The sequence below is a fragment of the Psychrobacter sp. 72-O-c genome (assembly GCF_904846605.1).
Classification (GTDB): domain Bacteria; phylum Pseudomonadota; class Gammaproteobacteria; order Pseudomonadales; family Moraxellaceae; genus Psychrobacter.
On sequence record NZ_CAJHBI010000010.1, the window covers coordinates 32,233 to 56,308 of the forward strand.

Consider the following 24,076-nt stretch of genomic DNA (forward strand, 5'->3'; position numbering starts at 1 on the left):
GGTCGATGGGGATAGTAATAAGTGATGATTAAGGAAGATGAGGCGCAAAAACATTATATTGCGAAGTGTGAAGGTAAGCTTGTAAAAAAGTGCGCCTAACAGCAAGCAAGACGCACTTATCAATAAAACTGATTTAACTTAATTTAACTGGCAAAACGCAGACCGGATGTTTTTAGTGCCCAAACCAGCTCAACAAAGGCACGATTATTGGTTAGTGGCTCACCATCGATAATGATAGCGTAGCCCGCCCCATCAATCCATAAAAAAACAAAGCTGGTTTCAGGAATCAGTAAATCGACTTGCTGAAAGAATGAGATCGCTTGGCTCTCTACTGACCAGCCGCGTTGCTTTTGACGCAACATAAAACCTGAGAAGTCAGCGGCGGCGACACACAGCATGTCTGCTTCTTCTTGGCTGTAGCCAATCCGTGCCAAGCAAAACCCTTCATCGGAAGCAATCGCAGCGCGTCGATTACCTGATAAGCTTGACACCACATAAGGCAAAAACTGATCCAACGGTAGGTTAGGAGCCGGTAAAAATATCGATAGCTTCTCAATCCAGCCTTGTTCTAAAAAGTCTTCTAGCCATTTATCAGAATAAGTCTCTAACCAATTAGCAGCAAGCATGGTCTCTTGGTGTGACAGTAAGACTTGTAGTGATAGCTGCTGATCAGTAGGTTCGTTTTGTGAAAACGCTTCAAAGATACCTGCTGGGGTTAAGGTAAGATAGGTTTTATCGACATTTAAGTAAGACATAGCGGCTACCATTCATATAAAGTTTTATAGTGAACTTCTTTAATAAAGTTATCATCTATCCTTTGACAGTTTGGTCAAGGCTTTGCTGGCAATTATTCCAGCGCTCATCGAACTGCCAGTCACTTTTGCCCAAGCGAAACCAGACGATAGAAAAGGCCAAACGATCATTGCGAGCAACACAGTGGGAGAAAAACTCATTTTCGATTTGCTCAATCGTGTTCCAGTTCTCGTTATCGCGCGCCATCATAAGCTCAGCTGTGATATCTTTGGCAATTTCCTTAGCATCGTCACTGCTGATACGTAGTCGCTGCGTTTGCTCGTTTAATGAGGGTGTTACCAGTACGCTCCAACGGGTTGCAAGCACACTGCTGTGTTGAATGTAAGCTAGCTTATTAATACAGTCGCGAAAAGCTAGTTCAACATGGGGGTGCAAGCGTCCTTGAATACGAGTAAACATATTGGTAACGTCATAAGGAATGTCATACCAGCAGCCATAAAAGAAGTCAGCTACCGCACCTTGTAAAGGCTCTTTTTCACTAAGAAGCAATGCTGCATTAATACGTTGTTCGTGAAAATGACGATTATTCGGCGCCAAAAATATTTTGCGCGAGTACACGCGAAACAATCGGCGGGCTACCATTTCACTTTCTTTAATAAGCGTTAAGTCACTCATAAGAGTATCTCTGAGGTCATAGTCAACAGTACTGTTTGTAAAGCTTTCAGCGTCAGCAGGTTGAAAAAATAAGAGGGCAGGCGTCCATCAAGATAGTAGCCAAGATGCTAATTAAAATTGCTAATCAAGTAAGGTTTCCATCAAATCTATCATGAATTCGGCATCTTCTTCGCTCATGGGCTCAAAGCCTTGCGGGATACCCAGCTCAGCGAGTGCTTCTTTACCGTCATCATCGTTATGAAAAGCAAGAATCGCATCCGTTAAAGCCACCGCATCGGCAACATTTTCTTTAATCAAGAGTACGTGGCTGATATCCGCTAAATCACTTTCTATCAGTACTGATAGCTGAGTTTTAGTCAAGCGTGAAAAGCTATGGAATATTTCTGCTAAAAAGAACGCTACTTGAGCATCGCCCTTGATAACTTTTCTCGCGGCTGCTTGATAATTTTCAGTCACGTCCCAGTTTAGATCTGCTTCTTCTAAATCAACGGCCTCAAGCAATCTTAGCCCGATAAGTTTGACGTCACGGTTGTCTGCCATCGCCACGGTAGCACCATTAGTAATATCTTCTAAGCTGTTGATATCGCTACTCGCAGACGCGGCAATAACCATCTCGTCAGATTTTCCGATGGGACGGGCGATAGCACGATAGCCTTGTTCACGTATTAATTCAGCGGCATCAAATGGATTGGCATAAATAATATGCACATTACCGGCTTTGATCAGATCTTCTTGTTCAGCAGAAGAGGTAGGCGTGTTTAAATGCATATGAATGTCAGCACGCTTCTGAATTAAGGTGTTGAACATATGCCAACCTGCAAAACGCTCAGGCGAAAAATCAGGGGCGATTAATAGGTTATACATTGGTTCACTCATGATTTAACCTTCCTCATTCTGTTTCATTTCAGCATACTGGGCAATAGCCGCCTCTATCTTGCTACGCGATGGCTTACGGCGGACCGAGGTATAGCCAACTGTTTCGCCGCGACGAACATTAGGAACGATGGTTGCATAGACCCAATAATGACTGCCATCTTTGCACAAGTTTTTGACATAGCCATGCCATTTTTGGCCAGACTCTGCGGTATCCCACAAGTCCTTATAGGCAGCTTTTGGCATATCAGGATGGCGTAAAATATAATGCTGTTTACCGATTAATTCACCTCGATCATAACCACTGATTTCTATAAAAGCATCATTCACGTGCGTGAGGACACCGTCTAGATCGGTACGCGAGACAATGAGCTTGCCGTCTGGATAGGGCCGTTCGATACCAGTATCATAAACAGTTCGTGAAGTTCCATCTTGATAAGTCAATGTGACTTGCTCAGCTGTCGTATCCGGCTGATTGGCATCAGGGAGTGGAGAACCCATAGTAATCTCCTTTATTTATCGTTGTAATCATTAACATTAAAGAACTGGATTAGAGTCATAAACCTAAGAACATGTTTCGATATGAGCAATATATTGCTAGTGTTTATTACTCATCAACCTTAGCTTACTCACATGTACTGAGGGGCAAAGTCTTTAATACCCGTCAGTCTGTATTGGCTCATTAAAATCATACAGCATGTATGGCCTCAACTAATCTTTATAAGACAGCTGATAGTTTTTCATTTAAGCTGCTTATAAAACAAGCAAGATTAGTAAGTAAATTATAGAAAGCAGCTGATAGAGTCACTGATTAGATAAGTTTTGCTAGGGCTTCTGAGGCGCGCTTGATGTCCAAGAATATCAAGCCGAGCTTAGCATTCGGTTTTGCCATAATGGTCAGTACCGCTTCATCACCTGATGAGGTCATGATGACATAGCCTTTCTCGCCTTGAATCATAATACGATCAATACTACCGCGCGCCAGCTCACGCCCAGCACGGTCCCCTAGTGATAGTAGGGCAGCTGACATCGCGCCAACGCGGTCTTCATCAATGCCGGAAGGAAGTGCTGAGGCAATCATAAGGCCATCGTTAGAAATTAGGGCCGACGCCTCAACGTCTGATGATGAGCTGTTTAAGTCTTCCAATATCTGTTGGAATGAGTCTGTACGCATATCGCTGTCTCTATAACTGGTTATTGAATAATAAAAAATGTCTATTTATGACACTTAAATTATGGTGCTTAAATTACGACCTTTAAAAATAGCGGTGTTTCAAGACGCCCTATTGTAATTCCTTACTCTCTATATTGATATAAGATTCTCTACTTGAGAAGCAAATAGTAGGGATTTTTGCTACTTCAGATCTATTTTAGCCTTTTATCTGGTATTGGCATTATTTTAATCTACTAAAGTCTGCCAATTATAAATAGTACCTGTCGTCTGTAAAAGTAACTATTTATAGCTAATGACATTAATGTTGCGATATGGGCTTGATTTTTTTTATCATCAGGGTAAGTTAAACAGACAAAGTCAATTATCTGACTTTTAAGCGCACGCTAAATACCATTCTCTACCTTGTGTCTGTTATATCATCCGTCATATCATTGAGTGAGATGGACATTCGTTAGCCTTCGACACCCTCAAAATGACATACAGATATGATCTAAAAGCTACTTCGCCTGTTAGAGGCACAATCAGTTGGCTTTCAATCCCATTCGTTTTTATACCTAAAACGACCACAATTTCTACCTTCTTTAAGGAAGATATATGAGTATCAGTCAAGCCATCGAAAAAATTGAAGCACGCTATGCGCATCAACCAGAATTTGTCCAAGCGGTAAAAGAAGTCGCCCTCACTATCAAGCCGTTATATGACGCGCATCCTGAATATGAAGCCTTAAAGATATTTGAGCGTTTAGTAGAGCCAGATCGTATTTTTAACTTTCGTATTAACTGGGAAAACGATCAAGGCGAAGTGCAAGTTAATCGCGGCTGGCGTGTCCAGTTCAATAACGCTTTAGGTCCTTATAAAGGGGGTCTCAGATTTCATCCGACTGTGAGCCAATCTGTTTTAAAGTTCTTAGGTTTTGAGCAAATTTTCAAGAACGCTTTAACCGGTCTGCCAATCGGCGGCGGTAAAGGCGGCTCTGATTTTGATCCTAAAGGTAAGTCTGAGAACGAGATTCGTCGTTTTTGCTACGCCTTTATGCGTGAGCTGCATCACTTCATCAGTAAAGACATGGATGTACCAGCCGGTGACATTGGGGTAGGTGGCCGCGAAGTCAGCTACATGTTCGCTATGTACAAAAACTTAACCCGCGAATCTACTGGTGTGATTACCGGTAAAGGCGTTGGTTTTGGTGGTAGCTTAATGCGTACTGAGGCCACTGGCTACGGTGCGGTATATTTCCTAGAAAATATGCTAGTCACTCAAAAAGAAGATATCAAAGGTAAAAAAGTATTGATATCAGGTGCTGGTAACGTATCACTACATGCTGCCGAAAAATGTATCGCCCTTGGTGCCAACGTTATCACAGTATCAGATTCCCGCGGTACACTACATGATGCTAGTGGTTTTACTCAAGAAAAAATCGATTGGCTAAAAGCTCAGAAAGAACAGAGCAAGCCTTTAGCTGAATATGTTGATATTTTTGGTGGCGAATGGCTTGCTAAGCAAAAGCCATGGCCCATTAAGGCAGATATCATCATCCCATCAGCGACCCAGAATGAAGTGGATGAAGACGATGCTAAACAGTTGGTTGAGAATGGCGTAAAATATGTGGTAGAAGGGGCTAATATGCCGCTTACTGCCGAAGCTATTAATCATATTCGCCTGCATCAGGTGCACTACGCGCCAGGTAAAGCGGCCAACGCTGGCGGCGTGGCAGTATCAGCGCTTGAGATGTCACAAAACTCAGTACGCCAATACGATACTTTTGAGCAAGTGGATGAGCGCTTAAAATGCATTATGAAAGACATTCATGATAGCGCTGCTGAAGCATCAGAGCAGTATGGCCAAACTAAAAATGGTTATATTGACTATATGGCTGGCGCGAACATGGTTGGCTTTAAACGCGTTGCCGATGCGTTAGTTGCTTATGGGATCTTAAACTAAGCATTAGCCTACAATATCTACTGGCTATGTTTTGTAGCATCTACTGAATATACATAGTCAGCAGAGTCTACAATTTTCTTAAAAGACTGCTTCTATCTTAAAGGGTAGACGCAGTATTTTTTTGTCCAAAACAAATACTTTTAGCAATCTTTAAAAGATATTAATTGAGGTATTTCGTATCCTAAGTAACTAATTTAACGCTATTTTTTACATTTTTTACCCAGCGTTACATTAATACGATTTTAAAGACAGATCATAAATAACTATTATCAACCCTGTTGGCTAACATGGGATTCATTTATTAACTTGGGTCGATTTATGTCCCTGATGTATATGCCTAAGGATAAGTCATGACAACCAGTAGGGAAGTCCATACTGCAGCAGGTCCGCTTGCTACCAGTTCGCTTTCTATAAGCAAAGATACGCTAAAACAATATTTTCCTAGTAACAGTATTCCTAGCAACAACGAGGTCGATATTGCTTTATCAAGAGATAGTGTACTGAAGATTAGTATAAAAGATAAAAGTATCTTGAAAATTAATGATGCCTTAAGAGATAGCCGCAGTCAGAATGGCTATTCTAAAGAAAATTTTAAAGAAATTAATGACCATGTTGCTAACTTCAATAGTTCTAATACGTCCATACGTTTAAGCTTTCAGCTAATGACCCGCGCTGAGCCTGCTGAGATGGTGATAGCGACTATCCGCTCATTGCTGGCGATTAAAGCGGCTGACGATGAGATATTAATCATTGATAATAACCATATTGAGACCGCACTCTACGAGCCGTTGGCAGATTTTTGTGCTGAACTCGATACACGGCTAAATGTACACTTTTACCACATCGATGCGGTGGCAGGCTTTAAAGCAGGAGCCTTAAATCTAGCACTAGGGCTTATGAACCCCAATGCTACGCATGTGGTGGTAGTTGATAGTGATTATCAGGCATTGCCGCAGGCAAGAAGCTCTATCGCTACTGCTATTGATAATTACCCCAATCATGCATTATTACAGTTTCCGCAGTTTTACCGTGATGCTGGCCGAGTCGATGTCCATAATGAGCTGAATCATTATTTTAATTATCATTTATACCGGCCCTTTAATCGCCAGCGTGCGTTATCGACAGGGACTTATGCAATTATTCGCCGTAGCGCCTTGCTAGATTTAGGCGGTTGGTCGGGCGCTTCTCTCACAGAGGACGCGCAGATGGGGGTGTTGATGCATCAGCACGGTTTGCGCAGCCAGTTTATTCCTGAGGTAATCGCTACCGGCTTGTTGCCTACTACCGTCGGTGATTTGATGAGTCAGCGTCGGCGCTGGATTTATGGCAATATGCAAGTACTCAATAGCTATTTCTCCATAATCTCGCGCCTTTCTACAGATACGTGCCCGTCACCAAATAGGTCCATAACAAACGCTCTTGGTGAGCGCTTAGCCTATATACGGGCTCATTTATCGCAGCTTAGCGCTTGGGTGAATTTTACTGGTATTTTCATCCTGTTGCATATCTGTACCTTACTGATTATCGGTAGTGCGCTGCTTTTGAATGTAAGTATTGGTTTAACATCGCTAATAATGCCTTTGTATTTGGTCTATGCCAGCTACGGGGTATTTTTAGCTAGACGTCTATGGGCGTATAGTCGGGACCGCGAGCCGCTTAATCAGCAAGTAAGGAATGGTCATAGTCAGAGCATTAGTAATCCAAGCGTTAGCAATAAGCTACAGGCATGGGCTTTGCACCTTAATTTTTGGGAGCTTGGAGCGTTGTCATGGTTACCAGTGTTGTGGGGACGTGATAAGCCCTTTATTTGTACACCCAAACAAAAATATATGCGCACGCGACGTACGGCATGGATGTCTAATATAGTCGCGTTACCCAAGCTGCTATTGATACTCAACATGATAACGGCAGTCATTGTGTCGCCCTTATCGCCGCTCTATTCTCCAATACTGTTTTTCTGTGCTATCACTGTCTGCCTGCTAAAGTTATGGGCCGCAAAAGTCATGTTTGCCAATTATAGTTATGGAGAGGTAGCAACGAGCACTTCTTTACCATTAGCTAAATCAGTTTCAAATATTAGGTTGGTAGCCAACACTAAGGTAACTAAAATTAAATTAAGTAAAACTAAATCACCTGAGGTCCAAATCTTTAAACCAAAAAGTAAACCTGTAATCTCTCTATTTGAAGATGATAACGCTGTTAATCAGTGGCCTTTATAGCCCTAATTTTTATAACTTTACTTCCTTATTCCTATCTCATTCCTATTTTATTACTGGCTCACTTATCTTGGATATTTCATGACATCTACCCCTGTAGCTAATACATCAAATACGACCAATTGTCGTATTATCCATAATGAAAAAGGCGTCAAAACGACGAAACAATCAAAAACCCCTATATTACGTATTGCGATTATCGCGCACTCTCTATATCCGATCGCTGAGCCGTATGCTGGTGGGCTTGAAATGATCACTCAGCTGCTCTGTGATGAGTTAGTTGCCCAAGGACATAAGGTATTACTTTACGCACATTCGGACAGTCAAACACAGGCCACACTAATCCCGTTACTCACGCGCGCGCAGTTTGAAGCGATGGTCTATGACAATGAGCATGATTCAGTGGGCATGAGCCGTGAGGAGCTGTATCAGTATTTAGTTTATCAGCGTGCGATGCACGATATTATTACTCGTGATGAGCGCGGTGAGATTGACGTGGTACACAATCACAGCTTGCATCATATCCCGATGATGCTTGGTCAGGCGTTTGGTTCACGGTGTTTTACCACTTTTCATACGCCTATTTTTCCGCAGCTACGTTTGGCGCTGTTGACTCTACGGCAAGGTACGAAAACTCAGTTTACGGCGATTAGTGGCCATCAGCAGCAATTATTTGATGAATTTGTGCCGTCTTATGTGGTTTATAACGGGATTGATGTGCAGTCATTTACCGCTAATATTCAACCTATTAAAGATGAGGTTTACTTTTGGTACGGACGTATTTGTCCCGAAAAAGGCACGCATCTAGCGATGGAGTATTGCCAAGCGGCTGGTAAGCGTCTGGTTATTGCCGGCCCTAAAAGCAATGAGGATTACTTTAATCACTATGTTGCTCCGCTATTGGCAGAAGACGACAAAGTTAGTAAAGAGAGGGGCACGCCAGCGTTATTTGATTATGTCGGACATTTAAGCAAAGCCGAAATCAATGATTATCTAGGTAACGCAACCGCACTATTATTTACTAGTACTTGGGATGAGCCTTATGGGTTAACGCTGGCTGAGAGCTTGGCCTGTGGTACGCCCGTGATTGGTTTTGATGTGGGCGCTAGCGCTGAGATTGTCACGCCAGACAGCGGAATTATCGTACCTAAGATGGACAAAGAAGCGTTTGTCCAAGCCTTTGCTGATATTAATACTATTTCACGGCAAGCATGTCGCAACCACGCTGAGCAATTTTGTTCAGTGGCGGCGATGGTAGACGGATATGTGCAATTATATAAACAAGCCCTAAAAGACAAATCTGTTGACCAAAATCAAGAAGCTGATAATAAACAACCCGACCTTGTTAATAAACCGAATATACCAATCAACCTTGATCAAACGTTTTCTCGTACTTTACATGCGGTGAGCAAAGATAAGTCAGCTGCTATAAAAAATAGCGAAATAAAAGCATCTGTTTTTTAGGGGATTACTATCATGCGTATTGGCTATTATGCCCATCATCATGGCTCAGGTCACTGCCGACAAGCGGACAAAATAGCGGCACTATTACCGCTTAAGTTACGGCAACAGTTGACCGTATTTACCAGTCTAGCTGCTGATGCTTATCGATTTATTACTATAACTGAGGAGCAAATTGTTCGTCTTAGTGCGGAAGATGAGCGAGCAGACGATGTGCTGCCAGGTCGTGCTGGGCAGTATTGGCAGCCGAATAGTCTGCACTATTCTCCCGTTGGTAATAGTGATATTCAAACGCGCAGCTGGCAAATATTGGATGGCGTCAAACAGCGTCAGATTGATCTCATGATTGTTGATGTCAGTGTCGAGGTCGCAATGCTATGCCGCGTTGCTAGCGTGCCTTATTTATATGTCAGACTGGCCGGTATTCGTGATGATACGCCACACGTTAATGCCTTTACTGGTGCACTGGGGTTGCTCGCTCCTTATCCGCTAGTATTGGAAGCTTTGATGACCCCAGATTGGATGCGCCAAAAAACCTTATATCTTGATTTTTTAGCCGCTACCAATAGTGAACCATTGACCTATGAAGCCTTTATCCAAACGCTAACGAGCTTAACCACTGAAACTGCTAGAACCACTGATGCTGCTGTTGTTGATCGTTTACGTGCAACGGATAACATGGCCATGCAAATAAGTTTAGATAAACGGCAAGCAACGATAATTACCGTGATTAAAGGCTATGGCGGTCACGAGGCTATTGATACAAAACTGCCCGAACTACGCTGCGCATTGCCCGATGCCTTTATCATATCGCTTGGCCCTATTGATGATGACATGCGCAAATTTGTCGATATTGCTGCTCATGTTGATGATGTGACACCATTTATTGCTCATAGTAATTGGCTGCTAATGGCTTGCGGTCTTAACGGTATTGCGCAAGCGTATCGCTATGCGACGCCGCTAGTAGTACTGCCCGATAATCGCCCGCATCAAGAGCAAGAAGTTATGGCGGAGGCTTTGATCGCTCAAGGTCGCGCGCTGAGTTGGGAGCAATTTATGGGTCAGATAATAGAAGGAAAGATTCAGGATATGCCATTAGTGTATGAGAATAATGAGTACCTTAATGGAGAAAACAAATTTGACGATGGCTCTCATTCGCCAGCTCAAACCTTTATGGACAGCATCGCTACATTCCCAGCACCCAAATTATGGTTTGAGGAATGGCTACTACCGCAGCTGGGATTACACCTTGAGATTTAGCAAACTTCACGATAATAAATAAGCATTATAAAAGAGACAGTCAATGACCTTAGTGACAACAAATGAGCTGACAGTCAACAACCCGACAGCTACTTCTACAACCATCCCTGTTAGTGTAATTACTACCTGTGATGGCCGTAACCGTCATCTCTATAATCTGCTCAGTAGTCTAGCGCAAAGTAGCGTTAGACCTGATGAAGTCATTATTGTAAACGACGATGCTGACCCTGAGTGGCTGGCTCAATTTCCTTTAAATATTGTACAAATACCAACGACCGCTGGTGCATTATTGGAAAGTGACTTTAACACGCCAAAGATAGATACAGATATAGAGACAGTGCTTAAGACCGGATTTGATATCGGCCGTAATCGTAATAGTGGGGCTGCCCATGCCAAACATGACGCGCTAATATTTTTAGATGTCGATTGTATTGTTGCGCCAACCTTCATTGAGCAGTTAAATGCTAAATTACAAGCGCATCCTGATGCGTTGCTGATGGGTCAGCCACGTTATCTTACTCGACCTTTAACAGATGCCGAGGGAGCGCAGCTACAGCAAGGTAAATTACCCAAAGAAAATTTAGATAAACTGTCCGTCTATAATCCTTATCGCTATAACTTTGAGTTGGTCATTGACGATGGAGTAGCTGAAAACGATAAGCAAACGCCCATTGAGCAGACCCAAGATTATGGCGCATTTTGGAGTTTATGCTTTGCCATATCGCAATCGAAATTTGAGCAGATTGGCGGTTTTGATACGCATTATGTTGGCTATGGGGCTGAAGATACTGATTTTGCTTTTACGGCGCGCGCCTTAAATATCGACTTTTACTTAACGGCTGATGTGATTTATCACCAACAGCACAGCGTTTATCGACCGCCGCTCAACCATTTGGACAGCATTGTCGTTAATGCCAATCGATTCTACGATAAATGGCAACATTGGCCAATGGCGGGTTGGCTTACGGAGTTTGCATATATGGCGCTGATTCATTGGCAGGCGGAACAGACAGATCCGATTGGTATCATTCGTCAGCCAAGTGCGGTTGAAATTGAAGCAGCGCATTGCCCCGATGCGCCTTATGTTTAGATGATTTAACTTCTGAAATTTCTATCGGTTGGTTGAGAGCGTTTAGTTACGAGGTTAAGCCCCTTGATTCATCATCTAGTGTTGCACCGTAACCTAGATCTTTATATCGCAGCTTTTAATACTGGCGAATAACGTCCACACCATAAGGTACTTTTGCCATCTCTTGACGTTCAAACTTCCAGTTGTGTCCCTGCCAAAAATGCTCGGTTTTATCTTCATCATTAAAGCCAATCATCACTATCTGTAGCGGCACTGTAGAATTTTGCAGCTGCTGCACATGCATACGCGCTGCTAATAGCAGTCGATATAACAAAAAACCTGACGACGGCGCAGATGAATGAATGTCAGAAAAGTGAGGATAATCGGCGACTACTGGATGCCGCTCTGAGAGCACGCGACAATGCTCATCACTATTCAATAAATGTTTTAACGCCTCTGGAATAGTTAATATCCGGCTTGCAGTCACTGGATCGTCATGCGGACTTGGGTCTTCATCTGGCAATGGGAACTGATAGTGGACATTACTAGATAGCAGCCCAAGCGGGGCGTGCTTAGCCATCTCGTTAATAGCAGTCACCTTGTTACTTCTGGGTGGTAAGCCAAAATGTAGCTTGCTATCGCCCATCTGGCGAAAAAATAACAGTTTGGGCAGAGCACGCGCTAGTGGATGATTTACAAAAAAATCAGCATGAATGAAATCATTAAACAACACCAACATATCTGTCGGTTGCAGCAAGACCTCAAGGCTTGATCTATCTATAGAAGGATTGTTAGCGATACATACAATACGCTTTTGTTGCGCTAAGGCATCTTGGATGACAGACGGTAAACTATCAAAAGCAACCGCCGCTTCAGAATGGATAGCAAGGTCAAAACAAGAGCTGTTATCGTTATTTGTACTTTTATCGGACAGTAAGTCTGGCATATTTAGTGAGGTATTTAGCATAGGAGCATGAGTGGCCTAGTAAGAAGAAACGAGTAAAACGATAATAAATTAGGGAGCATATTATACCGTTTGCTGACTCAAATAAAACGAGTATGTATGGGTCAGCGGTTCATAACACATTGATGCTACATTACGATACTTTTTTGACTCAAAGTTGCCTCTAGGCAGACGTATAATGATACCAATATCAAAGATTAGTATCAAAAATTAATAATACAGTCAAGGAGATAACATCATGAAAATAATATTAAAAAGCTTTCAGCCAACAATATTAAGCGCTTGTCTCACAGTAGCGTTAACTGCCGGCCTGCTAAGTACCACAGTAAGCGCGGCTACTCAGACCACAAAATCAAGCGAAGTGCGTGCTGCTCAAACAAGTAAAATTAGCTTAAAACAAGCGATTAAAATCGCGAATAAGAAGGCCTTAGGAACGCTTATCAGTGCTGAGTTCGATAATAATGACGATAAGGCACAAGGCGGTGTCTATGAGATAGAATTTAGTACAGAAAGTCAAAATTATGAAATTAAAGTCGATGCTAACACTGGTAAAATCATTACTATTGAAACTGGTCGTCTAGATAGTGGCGACGTTGCTGACTATAAGACCCTCAAGCAAGCAAACTTCAATATTATGAAAGCTATGAGTATTGCTGAGAAAAAAACAGGGGGCCGTGTAATAGAAATCGAATTTAAAAATGACCGTGATTATAATGACCATACCTCATATTACGAAATTGAAATGCTTAAAGAAGACCATATCGTTGAGCTAAACGTTAATGCCAACACAGGTGAGATATTCAATAGTAAGGTTAAAAAATAAGATCAAAAAATAGATAAACAAGACGCTATTAAAAGTAGAGAAATTTAAAAAAATCAAAAAGACATCTGTTAGTAGTTGCTAGCAGGTGTCTTTTTTTATAGGAAAGTTAAACATGGTTAAAAGTGTTCTAGGTGGGAAAAAGAATAGAGAGACTCAGCTAAAATATCAACATTAGTAATATTCATCTTAAGTTAAGTAAATTGATTTTTATTCATCTAAACAATCAGCTATGATTACTTCATAAAATATATTCATCACATTACTTAAATACTGAGTATTTTATCTCAAATATAAGTATGGAGTAACACATGACTACCTCAATCCCACAATCTATCTCGAAAAATACCGTACCTGGCCATATCCTAGGCTACCCACGTATCGGCGATAAGCGTCAAACCAAATTTGCATTAGAGCATTACTGGAAAGGTAAAAAAGACAAGGCGACTACCCAAGCTGCGCTAGCAGAAGTCTTTACTACCAATATCCAAGACCAAATCGATGCGGGCCTTGATGTTATCACTACGGGCGATTTTGCCCATTATGACCTAGTGCTAAGCCAAGCTGTCGCCTTCGGTGTGCAGCCACCTCGTTTTGCTGGTGCCGAAACTTTAGATACCTTTGATCGTCAGTTCTACTTTGCTCGTGGTCGTGACCATACGGGTCAGTATGAAGACAATGCGGCTTGGCAAATGACTAAATGGTTTGATACCAACTATCATTACTTAGTACCTGAATTAGAAGCCGATGAAGACTTTAGTAATACGGATTTTACCCAAGTATTTAAGCAAGTTACAGATGCTAAAGCCATTATTGAAAACAGCGGTAAAACCGATAAAGCATTAAAAGTAGTATTGGTTGGTCCGGTAAGCTTTCTATATTTGGCTTTCTCAAAGCTTGATGACAAGCTGGAACATCTTGATAAATTGCTGCCAGTTTATCAAGCTGGAACATCTTGATAAATTGCTGCCAGTTTATGCTGATTTGTTAAATCAGTTGGGCGAGCAAGGTGTTGATTGGGTACAGATGGATGAACCTATCTTGTCATTGGATTTAGACGGTCAGTGGCAGCAAGCGTTTGAGCGTGCCTATAACGGCCTACAACAAACACCGCCACAAATTATCGTTGCCAACTACTTTGATACCTTGGGCAATAACTGTCATATTGCTTGTAACTTACCCGTTAGTGGCATCCATATCGATATCACCCGTTCAAGTCAGCCTAAGCAATATGTGACGCAAGTAATTGATCATCTGCCAAGTCATAAACTGCTGTCTATCGGCGTCGTCGACGGTCTAAGTGTCTGGACCACTGACCAAGCTCGAGTGCAAGATATCTTAACAGAGGCCAATGAGCGCTTAAATACCTATCATAATCAGCCTAAAACTGGTGATGGCAAAGACAATCAACGTTTATGGGTTGGTACTGGTTCTTCATTACTACATTTACCCGTTGATTTAACCTCAGAAGATGTTCCTGAAAATTTGAAGGGCAAACTGGCCTTTGCCAAGCAGAAACTAAGCGAAGTCGTTATTTGTGCCAAATTAGCAACAGGTGAGCTACAACCTGATGTCACCGCAACAGATATTAGTTTGTCGCCAACTCAGTCAGACGCGCAAGTTCGCGACGGTGTGTTTAGCGACCGTTATGCTAAGCAGGAAGCCAAGCTTAATTTGCCATTATTACCAACGACTACGATTGGTTCATTCCCGCAGACCGCTGAAATTCGTAAAGCCCGCCGCCAATGGAACAATGGTGAGTTGAGCGATAGCGATTATCAAGACGCCATGAAAGCTGAGATTCGTCAGTGTGTGACCGACCAAGAAGAGTTAGGTTTGGATGTATTAGTTCACGGTGAAGCCGAACGTACGGACATGGTTGAATATTTTGCTCAGTACTTAGATGGTTTTTGGTTGGCTAAAAATGGTTGGGTACAAAGCTACGGTACGCGCTGTGTCCGTCCACCAATCGTGGTAGGTGACATTAGCCGTCCAAAAGCCATGACCGTCGACTGGATCAGCTACGCGCAAAGCCTAACCAACAAGCCAATGAAAGGCATGTTGACCGGGCCAGTAACCATGTTGAACTGGTCGTTTGCGCCAAGCGATGCAGCCACCCGTGATATCTTGCGCTTACAAATTGCCGAAGCGATTAATCAAGAAGTCAGTGATTTACAAGACGCAGGAATTGGTATTATTCAGATTGATGAGCCGGCATTCCGTGAAGGCTTACCGTTAAAGCAAGCTGAACATGCGAGCTACTGGAAGCAAGCGGTCGATAGCTTTAAGCATTCTGCCAGCTCTGCCCAGCCTGAAACTCAGATTCATACCCACATGTGTTATTCAAGCTTCCATGATTGCTTGCATCATATCTCTGCCATGGATGCTGACGTTATCACGATTGAAACAGCACGCTCAGGCTTGCAATTGCTAGACGCTTTTAAAGTTGACGGCAATATTGATGGGGCCGATGGTTCTACCAATACTGAACGCGGCTATCAAAATGCTATCGGCCCAGGCGTCTATGACATTCATAGCCCGCGCGCGCCTGATAGCGATGCTATGCAGATTGTAATCGATGAAGCCCAAAAGTACATTCCGATTGAGCGCTTATGGATCAACCCAGATTGTGGTCTAAAAACGCGTAACTGGGAAGAAGTACGTCAACAGCTGCGTAACATGGTCGAGATGACTCATATCGTCCGTAAAAAATACGTCGCCTAAGTTTTTAGCGTTATAAGTTTTTTATTCTTATAAACCAAAAAGCCTCAATCATTAATTGATTGGGGCTTTTCTTGGATAGTGAACCAAATATGAGACTTGTACATTTAGTATTAAACAAAATAGAGCTATGGGTTCATGTAGCTGGTAAAAATTTCCTTGCTTGCTGTGTGACTGCGTCACTCCAGAGGCTGCAGAAATTTCTCCCAACCACATTTTATTCGTTGCAGAGTGGGTTCAGATATTTCGACACTAGCCTTTACTCCACTGACCTTGACGCATAATATCCTCAATAGGGTTGAGCCCAATTTGATAGCACAAGTCCGCAGGGCGGGTTATATCCCAAAGCGCTAGATCAGCATCACAGCCTACTTCTATCCGGCCCTTTTTAGACAACCCTAGTGCTTGAGCAGCATTAATAGTAGCTCCTGCTAACACCTCTTCAGGGGTTAAATAAAACAGCGTACAGCCCATATTCATCGCGAGTAATAGCGATGTCAGCGGTGACGTGCCCGGATTACAGTCGGTTGAAATAGCGATAGCAACTTGATGCTTACGCAGCGCATCTATCGGTGGTAGCTTGGTATCACGCAAAGTATAAAAGGCACCGGGTAATAGCACCGCAACAGTATTACTGGCTGCCATTTTTTCAATATCTGCCTCTGATAAATGCTCTAAGTGATCGCTTGATAGGCCTTGGTATTCGGCAACTAAGGCACTACCGCCTATATCAGACAGCTGCTCAGAATGGAGTTTAACAGGGAGACCTAATGAGCGGGCAACTTCAAAAACGCGTCTGATTTGCTCTGAGCTAAAAGCAATATTTTCACAAAATCCATCAACCGCATCGACTAGACCTTCTTTATGTAGGATCGGCAGCCACTCGCAGACTTGCTCAATGTAGTCGTCCGCACGGTCTTTATACTCAGGTGGCAAAGCATGAGCGGCTAAGTAGGATGTGCTGACATGAATGTCGTATTTGTCACCAAGTTGACGTGCAACGGTGAGCATTTTGCGTTCAGTATCTAAGTCCAGACCATAGCCGGATTTGATTTCGATACTGGTCACGCCTTCTTTTATAAGCGCTAGAAGACGTTTTTCACTTTGGGCAAATATCTCCTCAATACTGGCTGCGCGAGTCGCACTGACGGTCGCGACAATACCGCCGCCTTGTGCTGCAATATCTTGGTAACTGGCGCCGTGTAGACGTGCCTCAAATTCATTGCTGCGATTACCGGCATAGACTAGGTGGGTATGACAGTCGATTAGCCCTGGTGTTATCCAGTTGCCCACAGCATCTTTGATTTGAGCGGCTTGATAATGAGAAAGATGCGGGGTCATCTGTTCGTTCGAGCCAATCCACGCAATCGTACCTTCCTTTATACCGATAGCGGCGTTTTCTAACTGACCGTAAGGTGCGTGGTCTGCCGATGTTGATTTACCGTTTTCTTTACTGTCGATATGCACATCAAAACCATAATGCGCTGAAAAAGTGGCAAGATTGGCATTAATAATAATTTGATCGAACGATGTCATGGTTGTGGTATCAGTGGTCGTCTGGTTTGTAGTGTTAGTCATAATATACTCCTGCTAGGGGTTAATTATTTGTCTCTAATAGTCGGTTCACTTTGAAACAAATACAGTGTGACTGATAGAAATTTTTGTAGCCTCTGTCACGCTGGCGAACAGCACGCCAGAAAATTTTTATCAGTCACGCGGATTCATATTCATATCTGTTTTACTTCGTATCGACTATTACTTCGTATCGACTATTACTTCGTATTGAATATATAGGTATCTGGTTTATTTCGAACTGACTACAGCCAATCTATATGCCAGTTATAAAGTTAATAGGTGTTGCTCAATGATGGTGGCTAAAAGTCGAGCAGCAACTTTACAGCTGCGTTGGTCACTATCATAGGTCGGGTTAATCTCAGCGATATCTGCTATTTTTACTTTTCCGGACGCCATAATAGTTTTGACAGCCCGCTCAACGAAGCTCAGCTCGATACCATAGGCAGCGGGTGCGCTGACTCCAGGTACCACGCTAGAAGGAAAGCAGTCCATATCAATGGTCAAATAAACCACATCAACCTGATTGATAAAGGCTTCAATCTGAGCGGCAAGTGTTTCCCACGCTTGATAATAGCAGTCCTCATCACTGATAACGCGCACACCCAAACTGTCGGCACGATCAAACAGCGCTGCGGTGTTGGAGAAGCGGCTTACCCCAATACAGCAATAGTGAAAAGGCTGCTGATATTCAGTAAGGTGTTCTGCGATTTGGCGAAAAGGGGTGCCGGAAGTGGCCACATCAGATTGACGAATATCAAGATGGGCATCAAAGTTAATGATGCCAATAACGGGGGTAGTCGGTATGTCGGCCGTATTGTTTTCACTGGTGTTACCATTAGCAGCCTGCTGAAGCGCCTGCCATAATCCTAAAAAGCTACCATAGGCCATCGCATGTCCGCCGCCAAGACCAATAGGCAGACTACTTCTTTGAATAACGTTACTGACAACACTGGCATATTGCTGCTGGGCTTGCTCAAGCAGTTGCTCGGCAAAACCATCGTCATCATCACAATGAATATCGCCGGCATCGCCTAACAAAGTCTGTAGTTCATCATTAAAACGTTGCTGTAGTTCAGCGATAACGGGCAGCTTAGCAAACGCGCTACGAATCAGTGGCGGTGCGGCTCTTGCGCCAACGCGTCCTTGATTGCGCCTAACACCTTGATCGCAGGCAAAGCCAACCAGCCCGATACGCTGCTGCTCATAAGGCTGTGCCAGCTGATACCAATAGCAGGCGCGCTCGCTTTCAAATGGCTCCGAGCGTCCTGTCCATCGTGTCATATCAGCAGCAGTTTGGCTAACGGCTGTTATAGTCATCGCTGATCTCCTTTAAAATGAATTTGAAGATATCTGTTTATTTAGAAAGAACCTTATTTAGAAAGGTACCAGTCATTGCGCATTTCCTGCCAATACTCCGTTAAAGAACGACTGAGTATCAACTGCTTGGCCGCTTCAATATCTGGAGCTAAGTAACGGTCTTTATCATAAAAAGTAACTTGCTTACGTAATAGATGATGAGCTGTCGTCAATGGCTCTGAGGTATCAAGCCCGCGATGAAAATCAATACCTTGACCCGCTGCTAATAACTCGATACCGATAATGGTCGCCGTATTTTGCGCCATTTCATATAAACGTCTTGCACAATAGGTTGCCATAGAGACATGGTCTTCTTGATTGGCAGAAGTTGGGATGCTATCGACACTGCCAGGATGGGCGATGGACTTATTCTCAGAGGCTAATGCCGCTGCGGTAACGTGAGCAATCATAAAGCCGGAGTTCAAGCCAGCATTATCGACTAAGAACGGTGGTAGACCTGATAAGGTTGCGTCAATTAATAAAGCTACGCGGCGCTCAGACATCGAACCAATCTCAGCAATCGCTAAGGCTAATATATCAGCAGCAAACGCGACTGGCTCAGCGTGAAAGTTACCACCTGAGATAGCAACTGGACCATCTTCGTTATTAAAGATAAGCGGATTATCCGTCACGGCATTGGCTTCAATTAATAAGGTTTGGCCCGCTTGATTGATAATATCAAGGCAGGCACCCATTACTTGTGGCTGACAACGTAAGCAGTAGGGGTCTTGTACTCTATCGTCTTGTTCCCCTTGGTGTGAAGCGCGAATGTCACTACCTTCAATCAAACTTCTAAGCGATTTGGCAATTTCGATTTGCCCATGATGACCACGAACCTCATGAATACGTGCATCGAATGGCGCATCTGAGCCTTTTGCCGCATCGATAGACATTGAGCCGACGATAGTTGCCGATTCTAATAAGTCACGTGCTAAGAAATAGCCCCGTAGCGCTAGAGCGGTTGAGACTTGGGTACCATTAATTAAGGCTAGGCCTTCTTTGGCGGCAAGGGTAATGGGCTCAAGACCATGCTGTGCTAGAGCGTCAGCGGCTGGCACGCATTTACCATCGACATAGACATCTCCTTCACCCATTAGCGCTAGGGTCATATGGGACAGAGGCGCTAAATCACCGGACGCACCGACTGAACCTTTAACAGGAATATGCGGGGTAATCTGATTGTTAATTAAAGCCAATAAACCATCGACTACTGCGCGGTGTACTCCAGAAACGCCTTGTGATAGACTGGCAACCTTCATGACCATAATCAGCCGAACCACGCCGTCTGGTAAGGGTTCACCAGTACCAACAGAGTGCGACACAATTAGGTTGCGCTGTAGTAGCTCAAGCTGATCATCGTTAATTCGCGTCTTTGCCAATAAGCCGAAACCGGTATTAATACCGTAGGCACTTTTATCACGAGCGATGATGGTTCGTACATCTTCGTGCGAGGCATCTATCGCGTCGTACGCGCTATCGGGTAGCGAGAAGGTAACGGGCTGGTCATAAATATCGCGTAACATTTCAAAGCTTAATTGGCGCGGGTTTAGAATTAGGTTTTTTACTGTGGTCATAACAGTGTTCCTGTTTATATTAGTTATATAATTCGTTTTATTTGTCTTATAAAAAATTGTTGAGTGAAGAGTAGCTAGGCAATCCAACTAAAATACATGGCTAATTGTCCAAAAGCTGCAGCCAATAAAATACTAAGCACCACCCGTTGAAACCAAATAACGACCATTTTGCCTACTGACAATGGAATTTCGGTTGCCAGCACACAAGGAATCATTGCTGAAAAGAACAGTATGCTGCTAATTGATATGACGCCTGCGACATAGCGGGTCAAAATCTCAGCATCACTTAGCAATAATGCAGGCAAGAACATCTCAGCAAGTCCAGCTGACATACCTTTGGCAGCCACTAAAGGGTCTGGCAATCCGCCTAACCACGTAAACGGATAAAGTAATAAACCTAGCACGTCAAATACAGGCGTATATTTGGCTAATAACAAACCTGTCAAGCCGACAGCAATGATAGAAGGCACAATGGCGGCAGCCATAATAATGCCGTCTCTAAAATTAGACCATAAGATATGTTTGAAATCAGTAGCGCGGCGTGAGGTAGCAAGCCCTAAATCTAACGCGGCTGCTAGACGAGTACCTTTTTTATAAGTTAAGTCTGGACGTTCTACTTCATTGTCAGCGCGACTGATGGGTGGAATACGAGCAGTGATAGCGGTGACAATAAAAGTAATCACGAGCGTCGACCAAAAGAACATATTCCAGAATTCCATTAACCCTAAGGTTTTGGCGACAATAACCATAAATGCCGCTGATACCGTGGAAAAACCGGTCGCAATAATAATGGCTTCACGAGCAGAGTATTGTTTTTGTAGATAAACGCGGTTAGTAATTAATAAGCCAATAGAATAACTGCCGACAAAAGAGGCAACAGCATCAATGGCTGATGTACCTGGAGTTTTCCAAATGGGCTTCATGATAGGCTGCATCAATACCCCAACCATTTCCAGTAGGCCAAAGCCGACTAAAAATGCTAAGATTAACGCACCAATAGGAACAATCATACCAACCGGGAGCGCCAGTTTTTCGAACAAAAACGGCAGCATGTCCTTTTTCATCATAAAGTCAGGCGCGGCACCGGTGACATACATAACCGCCAATACCAGACCGATGACTTTAAATACGGTCAATATCGTATTGGTGATATCTTTACGCCACGAGCCATCATAAAAAGGCTTACCCACCCCATAGACCATGAGTAAGAATAATAGTACTACTGCAAGGGTGTGCTGCTGAATGACCAGATAAGTTGCGCCGTGATCAAACAAAATAGTGCTTTTATCACCGATAGTAAATGGCACAAAAAACATAACTAAACCTATCGTACTAAATACGATCAGCTGTAATATTGCGATAGGTGTTGATAGTAGCTTTTCAGGTGGCGTCATATCGGGCGTAGTGTTAGCAGGTTGCCCAGATTTCCCATGCTTAATGGCATCTTGCTCAGCCATATTATCCTCCTTGATAAAATGTCGGTTATGTTTTTAACTTACTTAAGCAATGAATATTTAAGCACTAATCATCTACCTAAGCACTGCTCATTTAAGCGCCAGCTACTTAATCATGGGAAGATTTAAACCATAGTCTTTAGCGGTTTTAATCGCCAGCTCATAGCCGGCATCTGCATGACGCATCACGCCTGAACCGCAATCATTGACCAATACTCGAGCTAAGCGTTTGGCGGCGGCATCAGTACCGTCAGCGACGATAACCATACCCGAATGCTGTGAGTAGCCCATACCAACGCCGCCGCCATGATGCAGTGACACCCAAGTTGCGCCGCCTGCGACATTTAGTAGACCATTTAATAATGCCCAATCAGATACCGCATCTGAGCCATCTTTCATACTTTCCGTCTCGCGGTTAGGACTGGCAACTGAACCGGTATCTAGATGATCACGGCCGATGACGATAGGGCCCTTTAGCTCGCCACTTTTGACCATTTCATTAAAGGCAAGTCCTGCCTTATCACGCTCACCCAAACCTAGCCAGCAGATACGTGCAGGCAATCCTTGAAATTGGATGTGCTCTTTTGCCATATCAAGCCAGCGATGGATGTGAGTATTTTCAGGGAACAGCTCTTTGATTTTTTGGTCGGTCTTATAGATATCTTCTGGATCACCAGATAGAGCGACCCAGCGAAACGGGCCTTTACCTTGGCAAAATAGCGGACGAATATAAGCGGGCACAAAGCCTGGAAAGTTAAAGGCATCTTTAACCCCTTCATCAAACGCCACTTGGCGAATATTATTACCATAGTCGGTCGCTGGGATATTCATAGCTTGCAAGTCTAAAATTGCTTGTACGTGTACCGCGCAAGACTCAGCAGCAGCCTTAGTCAATGCAGCATGTTGATTATGATCTTCTTGCGCCGCTTTCCACTCTTCCACACTCCAACCACTAGGGAGATAGCCGTTGATTAAGTCATGAGCTGAGGTTTGGTCTGTTACTAAGTCTGGTTTCATATCACCTGCATCCGCACGCTTTACCATTTCTGATAATATGTCGGCGGCGTTACCAAGTAGGGCAATAGACACCGCTTCACCAGCATCGGTATGCTGTTTTATCAGCTCGTAAGCGTGATCTAAGTCATCTGCTTGCTTATCGACGTAGCCGGTACGCAGACGAAAATCGATACTGGATTGTTGGCATTCAATATTTAATGAAGTTGCCCCCGCAAAGGTCGCGGCTAATGGCTGCGCGCCGCCCATACCACCAAGACCAGCGGTCAAAATCCAGCGTCCTACCCAGCTGCCATCATAATGCTGACGACCTGCTTCGACAAAGGTCTCATAGGTTCCTTGGACGATACCTTGGGTGCCAATATATATCCAGCTACCAGCGGTCATCTGCCCATACATCATCAAGTCTTTGCGATCGAGCTCGTTGAAATGCTCCCATGTCGCCCAGCGCGGTACCAGATTGGAATTGGCAATCAATACACGCGGTGCATTTTCGTGAGTCTGAAAGACACCCACTGGTTTACCTGATTGGACTAGTAGCGTCTCGTCATCTTCTAAGACTTTTAAAGACTCTAGAATCTGATCATAGCTTTCCCAATTCCGCGCCGCGCGACCAATACCACCGTAAACCACCAAGCTTTTAGGATTTTCAGCCACATCAGGATGCAGATTGTTTTGTAGCATGCGATAAGGTGCTTCGGTCAGCCAGCTTTTGCAATGCAAGGTGCTACCAGTAGGGGCGGCAATATTACGAGTCTCATCGCGGCGGGTAAATTCATTATTGTTGGTCGCTTCATTATTAGTTCTATTATTAGTTCTATTACTAGTAATCATCGTCGTTCCTTGGGGTCGTCTATTCGTGCCCAAAAAGGCTATTAATATGAATTATTTAAAATAACCTGCTTAGGGGGTGTTGATGAAGCATGATTAATAACAGCATTAGTATATTAAGATTATTTATAAGTTGTATATACAAATTATCAGAGACTGTTTTATCTTGCAAGTTTTTTTTAGCCAAGAGTTTAATTATTTGCAATGTGGTTTTTATAGAACGATGAATAGCACCATGATTTTGACGATGCCATGATATTATGGCGGCATTAGTGTGATTGATATTGCTGGTTAAAGTTGAAGGCTAAATCTGATAGTTAGAATTGATAATCGATAGTGGGCACA

General features: G+C 43.4%; 19 protein-coding genes. 8 read left to right on the forward strand and 11 right to left on the reverse strand.

Features of this window, described 5'->3' with window-relative positions; translation table 11 throughout:
* Nucleotides 1-143: 143 nt before the first annotated feature.
* From JMX97_RS05125 to JMX97_RS05145, 5 genes are all read right to left on the reverse strand, one after another.
* The gene (locus tag JMX97_RS05125; RefSeq protein WP_201555877.1) at nt 144-755 is read right to left on the reverse strand and encodes a hypothetical protein; all 612 of its coding nucleotides are present in this window, start codon (nt 753-755) and stop codon (nt 144-146) included.
* Between the two features lie 55 nt (nt 756-810).
* Complete coding sequence (locus JMX97_RS05130) at nt 811-1,428, reverse strand: hypothetical protein (protein WP_201555879.1); 618 nt, start codon at nt 1,426-1,428, stop codon at nt 811-813.
* Between the two features lie 120 nt (nt 1,429-1,548).
* Nucleotides 1,549-2,304: a phosphate/phosphite/phosphonate ABC transporter substrate-binding protein gene (locus tag JMX97_RS05135; protein ID WP_227671460.1), complete on the reverse strand. Its 756-nt coding sequence runs from the start codon at nt 2,302-2,304 to the stop codon at nt 1,549-1,551.
* Between the two features lie 3 nt (nt 2,305-2,307).
* Nucleotides 2,308-2,802 carry a PAS domain-containing protein gene (locus JMX97_RS05140; RefSeq protein WP_201555881.1) on the reverse strand — a complete coding sequence of 165 codons (495 nt, stop codon included), beginning with the start codon at nt 2,800-2,802 and terminating at the stop codon, nt 2,308-2,310.
* 310 nt (nt 2,803-3,112) lie between these two features.
* Complete coding sequence (locus JMX97_RS05145; RefSeq protein WP_201555890.1) at nt 3,113-3,475, reverse strand: roadblock/LC7 domain-containing protein; 363 nt, start codon at nt 3,473-3,475, stop codon at nt 3,113-3,115.
* A 594-nt stretch (nt 3,476-4,069) separates the two neighbouring features.
* On the opposite strand from JMX97_RS05145, the gene gdhA reads away from it, so the two are divergent.
* The 5 genes from gdhA (at nt 4,070) to JMX97_RS05170 (ending at nt 11,443) form a co-directional block, all read left to right on the forward strand.
* Complete coding sequence (gdhA, locus tag JMX97_RS05150) at nt 4,070-5,416, forward strand: NADP-specific glutamate dehydrogenase (RefSeq protein ID WP_201555892.1); 1,347 nt, start codon at nt 4,070-4,072, stop codon at nt 5,414-5,416.
* Nucleotides 5,417-5,766: 350 nt separating this feature from the next.
* Nucleotides 5,767-7,635, forward strand: a complete 1,869-nt coding sequence (locus tag JMX97_RS05155; RefSeq protein ID WP_201555901.1) for a glycosyltransferase family 2 protein — start codon at nt 5,767-5,769, stop codon at nt 7,633-7,635.
* Between the two features lie 78 nt (nt 7,636-7,713).
* Nucleotides 7,714-9,096 (forward strand): glycosyltransferase, encoded by a 1,383-nt coding sequence (locus JMX97_RS05160; protein WP_201555903.1) that lies wholly within the window; start codon nt 7,714-7,716, stop codon nt 9,094-9,096.
* A gap of 12 nt (nt 9,097-9,108) precedes the next feature.
* Nucleotides 9,109-10,353 (forward strand): hypothetical protein, encoded by a 1,245-nt coding sequence (locus tag JMX97_RS05165; protein ID WP_201555905.1) that lies wholly within the window; start codon nt 9,109-9,111, stop codon nt 10,351-10,353.
* Nucleotides 10,354-10,396: 43 nt separating this feature from the next.
* The gene (locus JMX97_RS05170; RefSeq protein ID WP_201555907.1) at nt 10,397-11,443 is read left to right on the forward strand and encodes a glycosyltransferase family 2 protein; all 1,047 of its coding nucleotides are present in this window, start codon (nt 10,397-10,399) and stop codon (nt 11,441-11,443) included.
* 115 nt (nt 11,444-11,558) lie between these two features.
* On the opposite strand, the gene JMX97_RS05175 is transcribed toward JMX97_RS05170, so the two are convergent.
* Nucleotides 11,559-12,389: a hypothetical protein gene (locus tag JMX97_RS05175; RefSeq protein ID WP_201555909.1), complete on the reverse strand. Its 831-nt coding sequence runs from the start codon at nt 12,387-12,389 to the stop codon at nt 11,559-11,561.
* A gap of 235 nt (nt 12,390-12,624) precedes the next feature.
* On the opposite strand from JMX97_RS05175, the gene JMX97_RS05180 reads away from it, so the two are divergent.
* The 3 genes from JMX97_RS05180 to metE all read left to right on the forward strand — a co-directional run bounded on the left by JMX97_RS05180 (nt 12,625) and on the right by metE (nt 15,930).
* Entirely contained in the window at nt 12,625-13,209 is a 585-nt protein-coding gene (locus JMX97_RS05180; protein WP_201555917.1) for a PepSY domain-containing protein, read from the forward strand.
* 308 nt (nt 13,210-13,517) lie between these two features.
* Nucleotides 13,518-14,165, forward strand: a complete 648-nt coding sequence (locus JMX97_RS13870; RefSeq protein ID WP_265089433.1) for a hypothetical protein — start codon at nt 13,518-13,520, stop codon at nt 14,163-14,165.
* Complete coding sequence (gene metE, locus JMX97_RS05185; protein ID WP_265089434.1) at nt 14,125-15,930, forward strand: 5-methyltetrahydropteroyltriglutamate--homocysteine S-methyltransferase; 1,806 nt, start codon at nt 14,125-14,127, stop codon at nt 15,928-15,930. Before JMX97_RS13870 ends, metE begins: the two co-directional genes overlap by 41 nt.
* A 249-nt stretch (nt 15,931-16,179) precedes the next feature.
* Here metE and hutI read toward each other — a convergent pair whose 3' ends face one another.
* The 5 genes from hutI to hutU all read right to left on the reverse strand — a co-directional run bounded on the left by hutI (nt 16,180) and on the right by hutU (nt 23,734).
* Nucleotides 16,180-17,505, reverse strand: coding sequence for an imidazolonepropionase (gene hutI, locus JMX97_RS05190; RefSeq protein ID WP_201555919.1), 1,326 nt, complete (start codon nt 17,503-17,505; stop codon nt 16,180-16,182).
* Between the two features lie 261 nt (nt 17,506-17,766).
* Nucleotides 17,767-18,819, reverse strand: a complete 1,053-nt coding sequence (hutG, locus tag JMX97_RS05195; RefSeq protein WP_201555921.1) for a formimidoylglutamase — start codon at nt 18,817-18,819, stop codon at nt 17,767-17,769.
* Between the two features lie 53 nt (nt 18,820-18,872).
* The gene (gene hutH / locus JMX97_RS05200; RefSeq protein ID WP_201555923.1) at nt 18,873-20,432 is read right to left on the reverse strand and encodes a histidine ammonia-lyase; all 1,560 of its coding nucleotides are present in this window, start codon (nt 20,430-20,432) and stop codon (nt 18,873-18,875) included.
* Nucleotides 20,433-20,506: 74 nt separating this feature from the next.
* Nucleotides 20,507-21,889, reverse strand: coding sequence for a YjiH family protein (locus JMX97_RS05205; RefSeq protein WP_201555930.1), 1,383 nt, complete (start codon nt 21,887-21,889; stop codon nt 20,507-20,509).
* A gap of 102 nt (nt 21,890-21,991) precedes the next feature.
* Nucleotides 21,992-23,734, reverse strand: a complete 1,743-nt coding sequence (hutU, locus tag JMX97_RS05210) for a urocanate hydratase (protein ID WP_201555932.1) — start codon at nt 23,732-23,734, stop codon at nt 21,992-21,994.
* Nucleotides 23,735-24,076 lie beyond the last annotated feature (342 nt).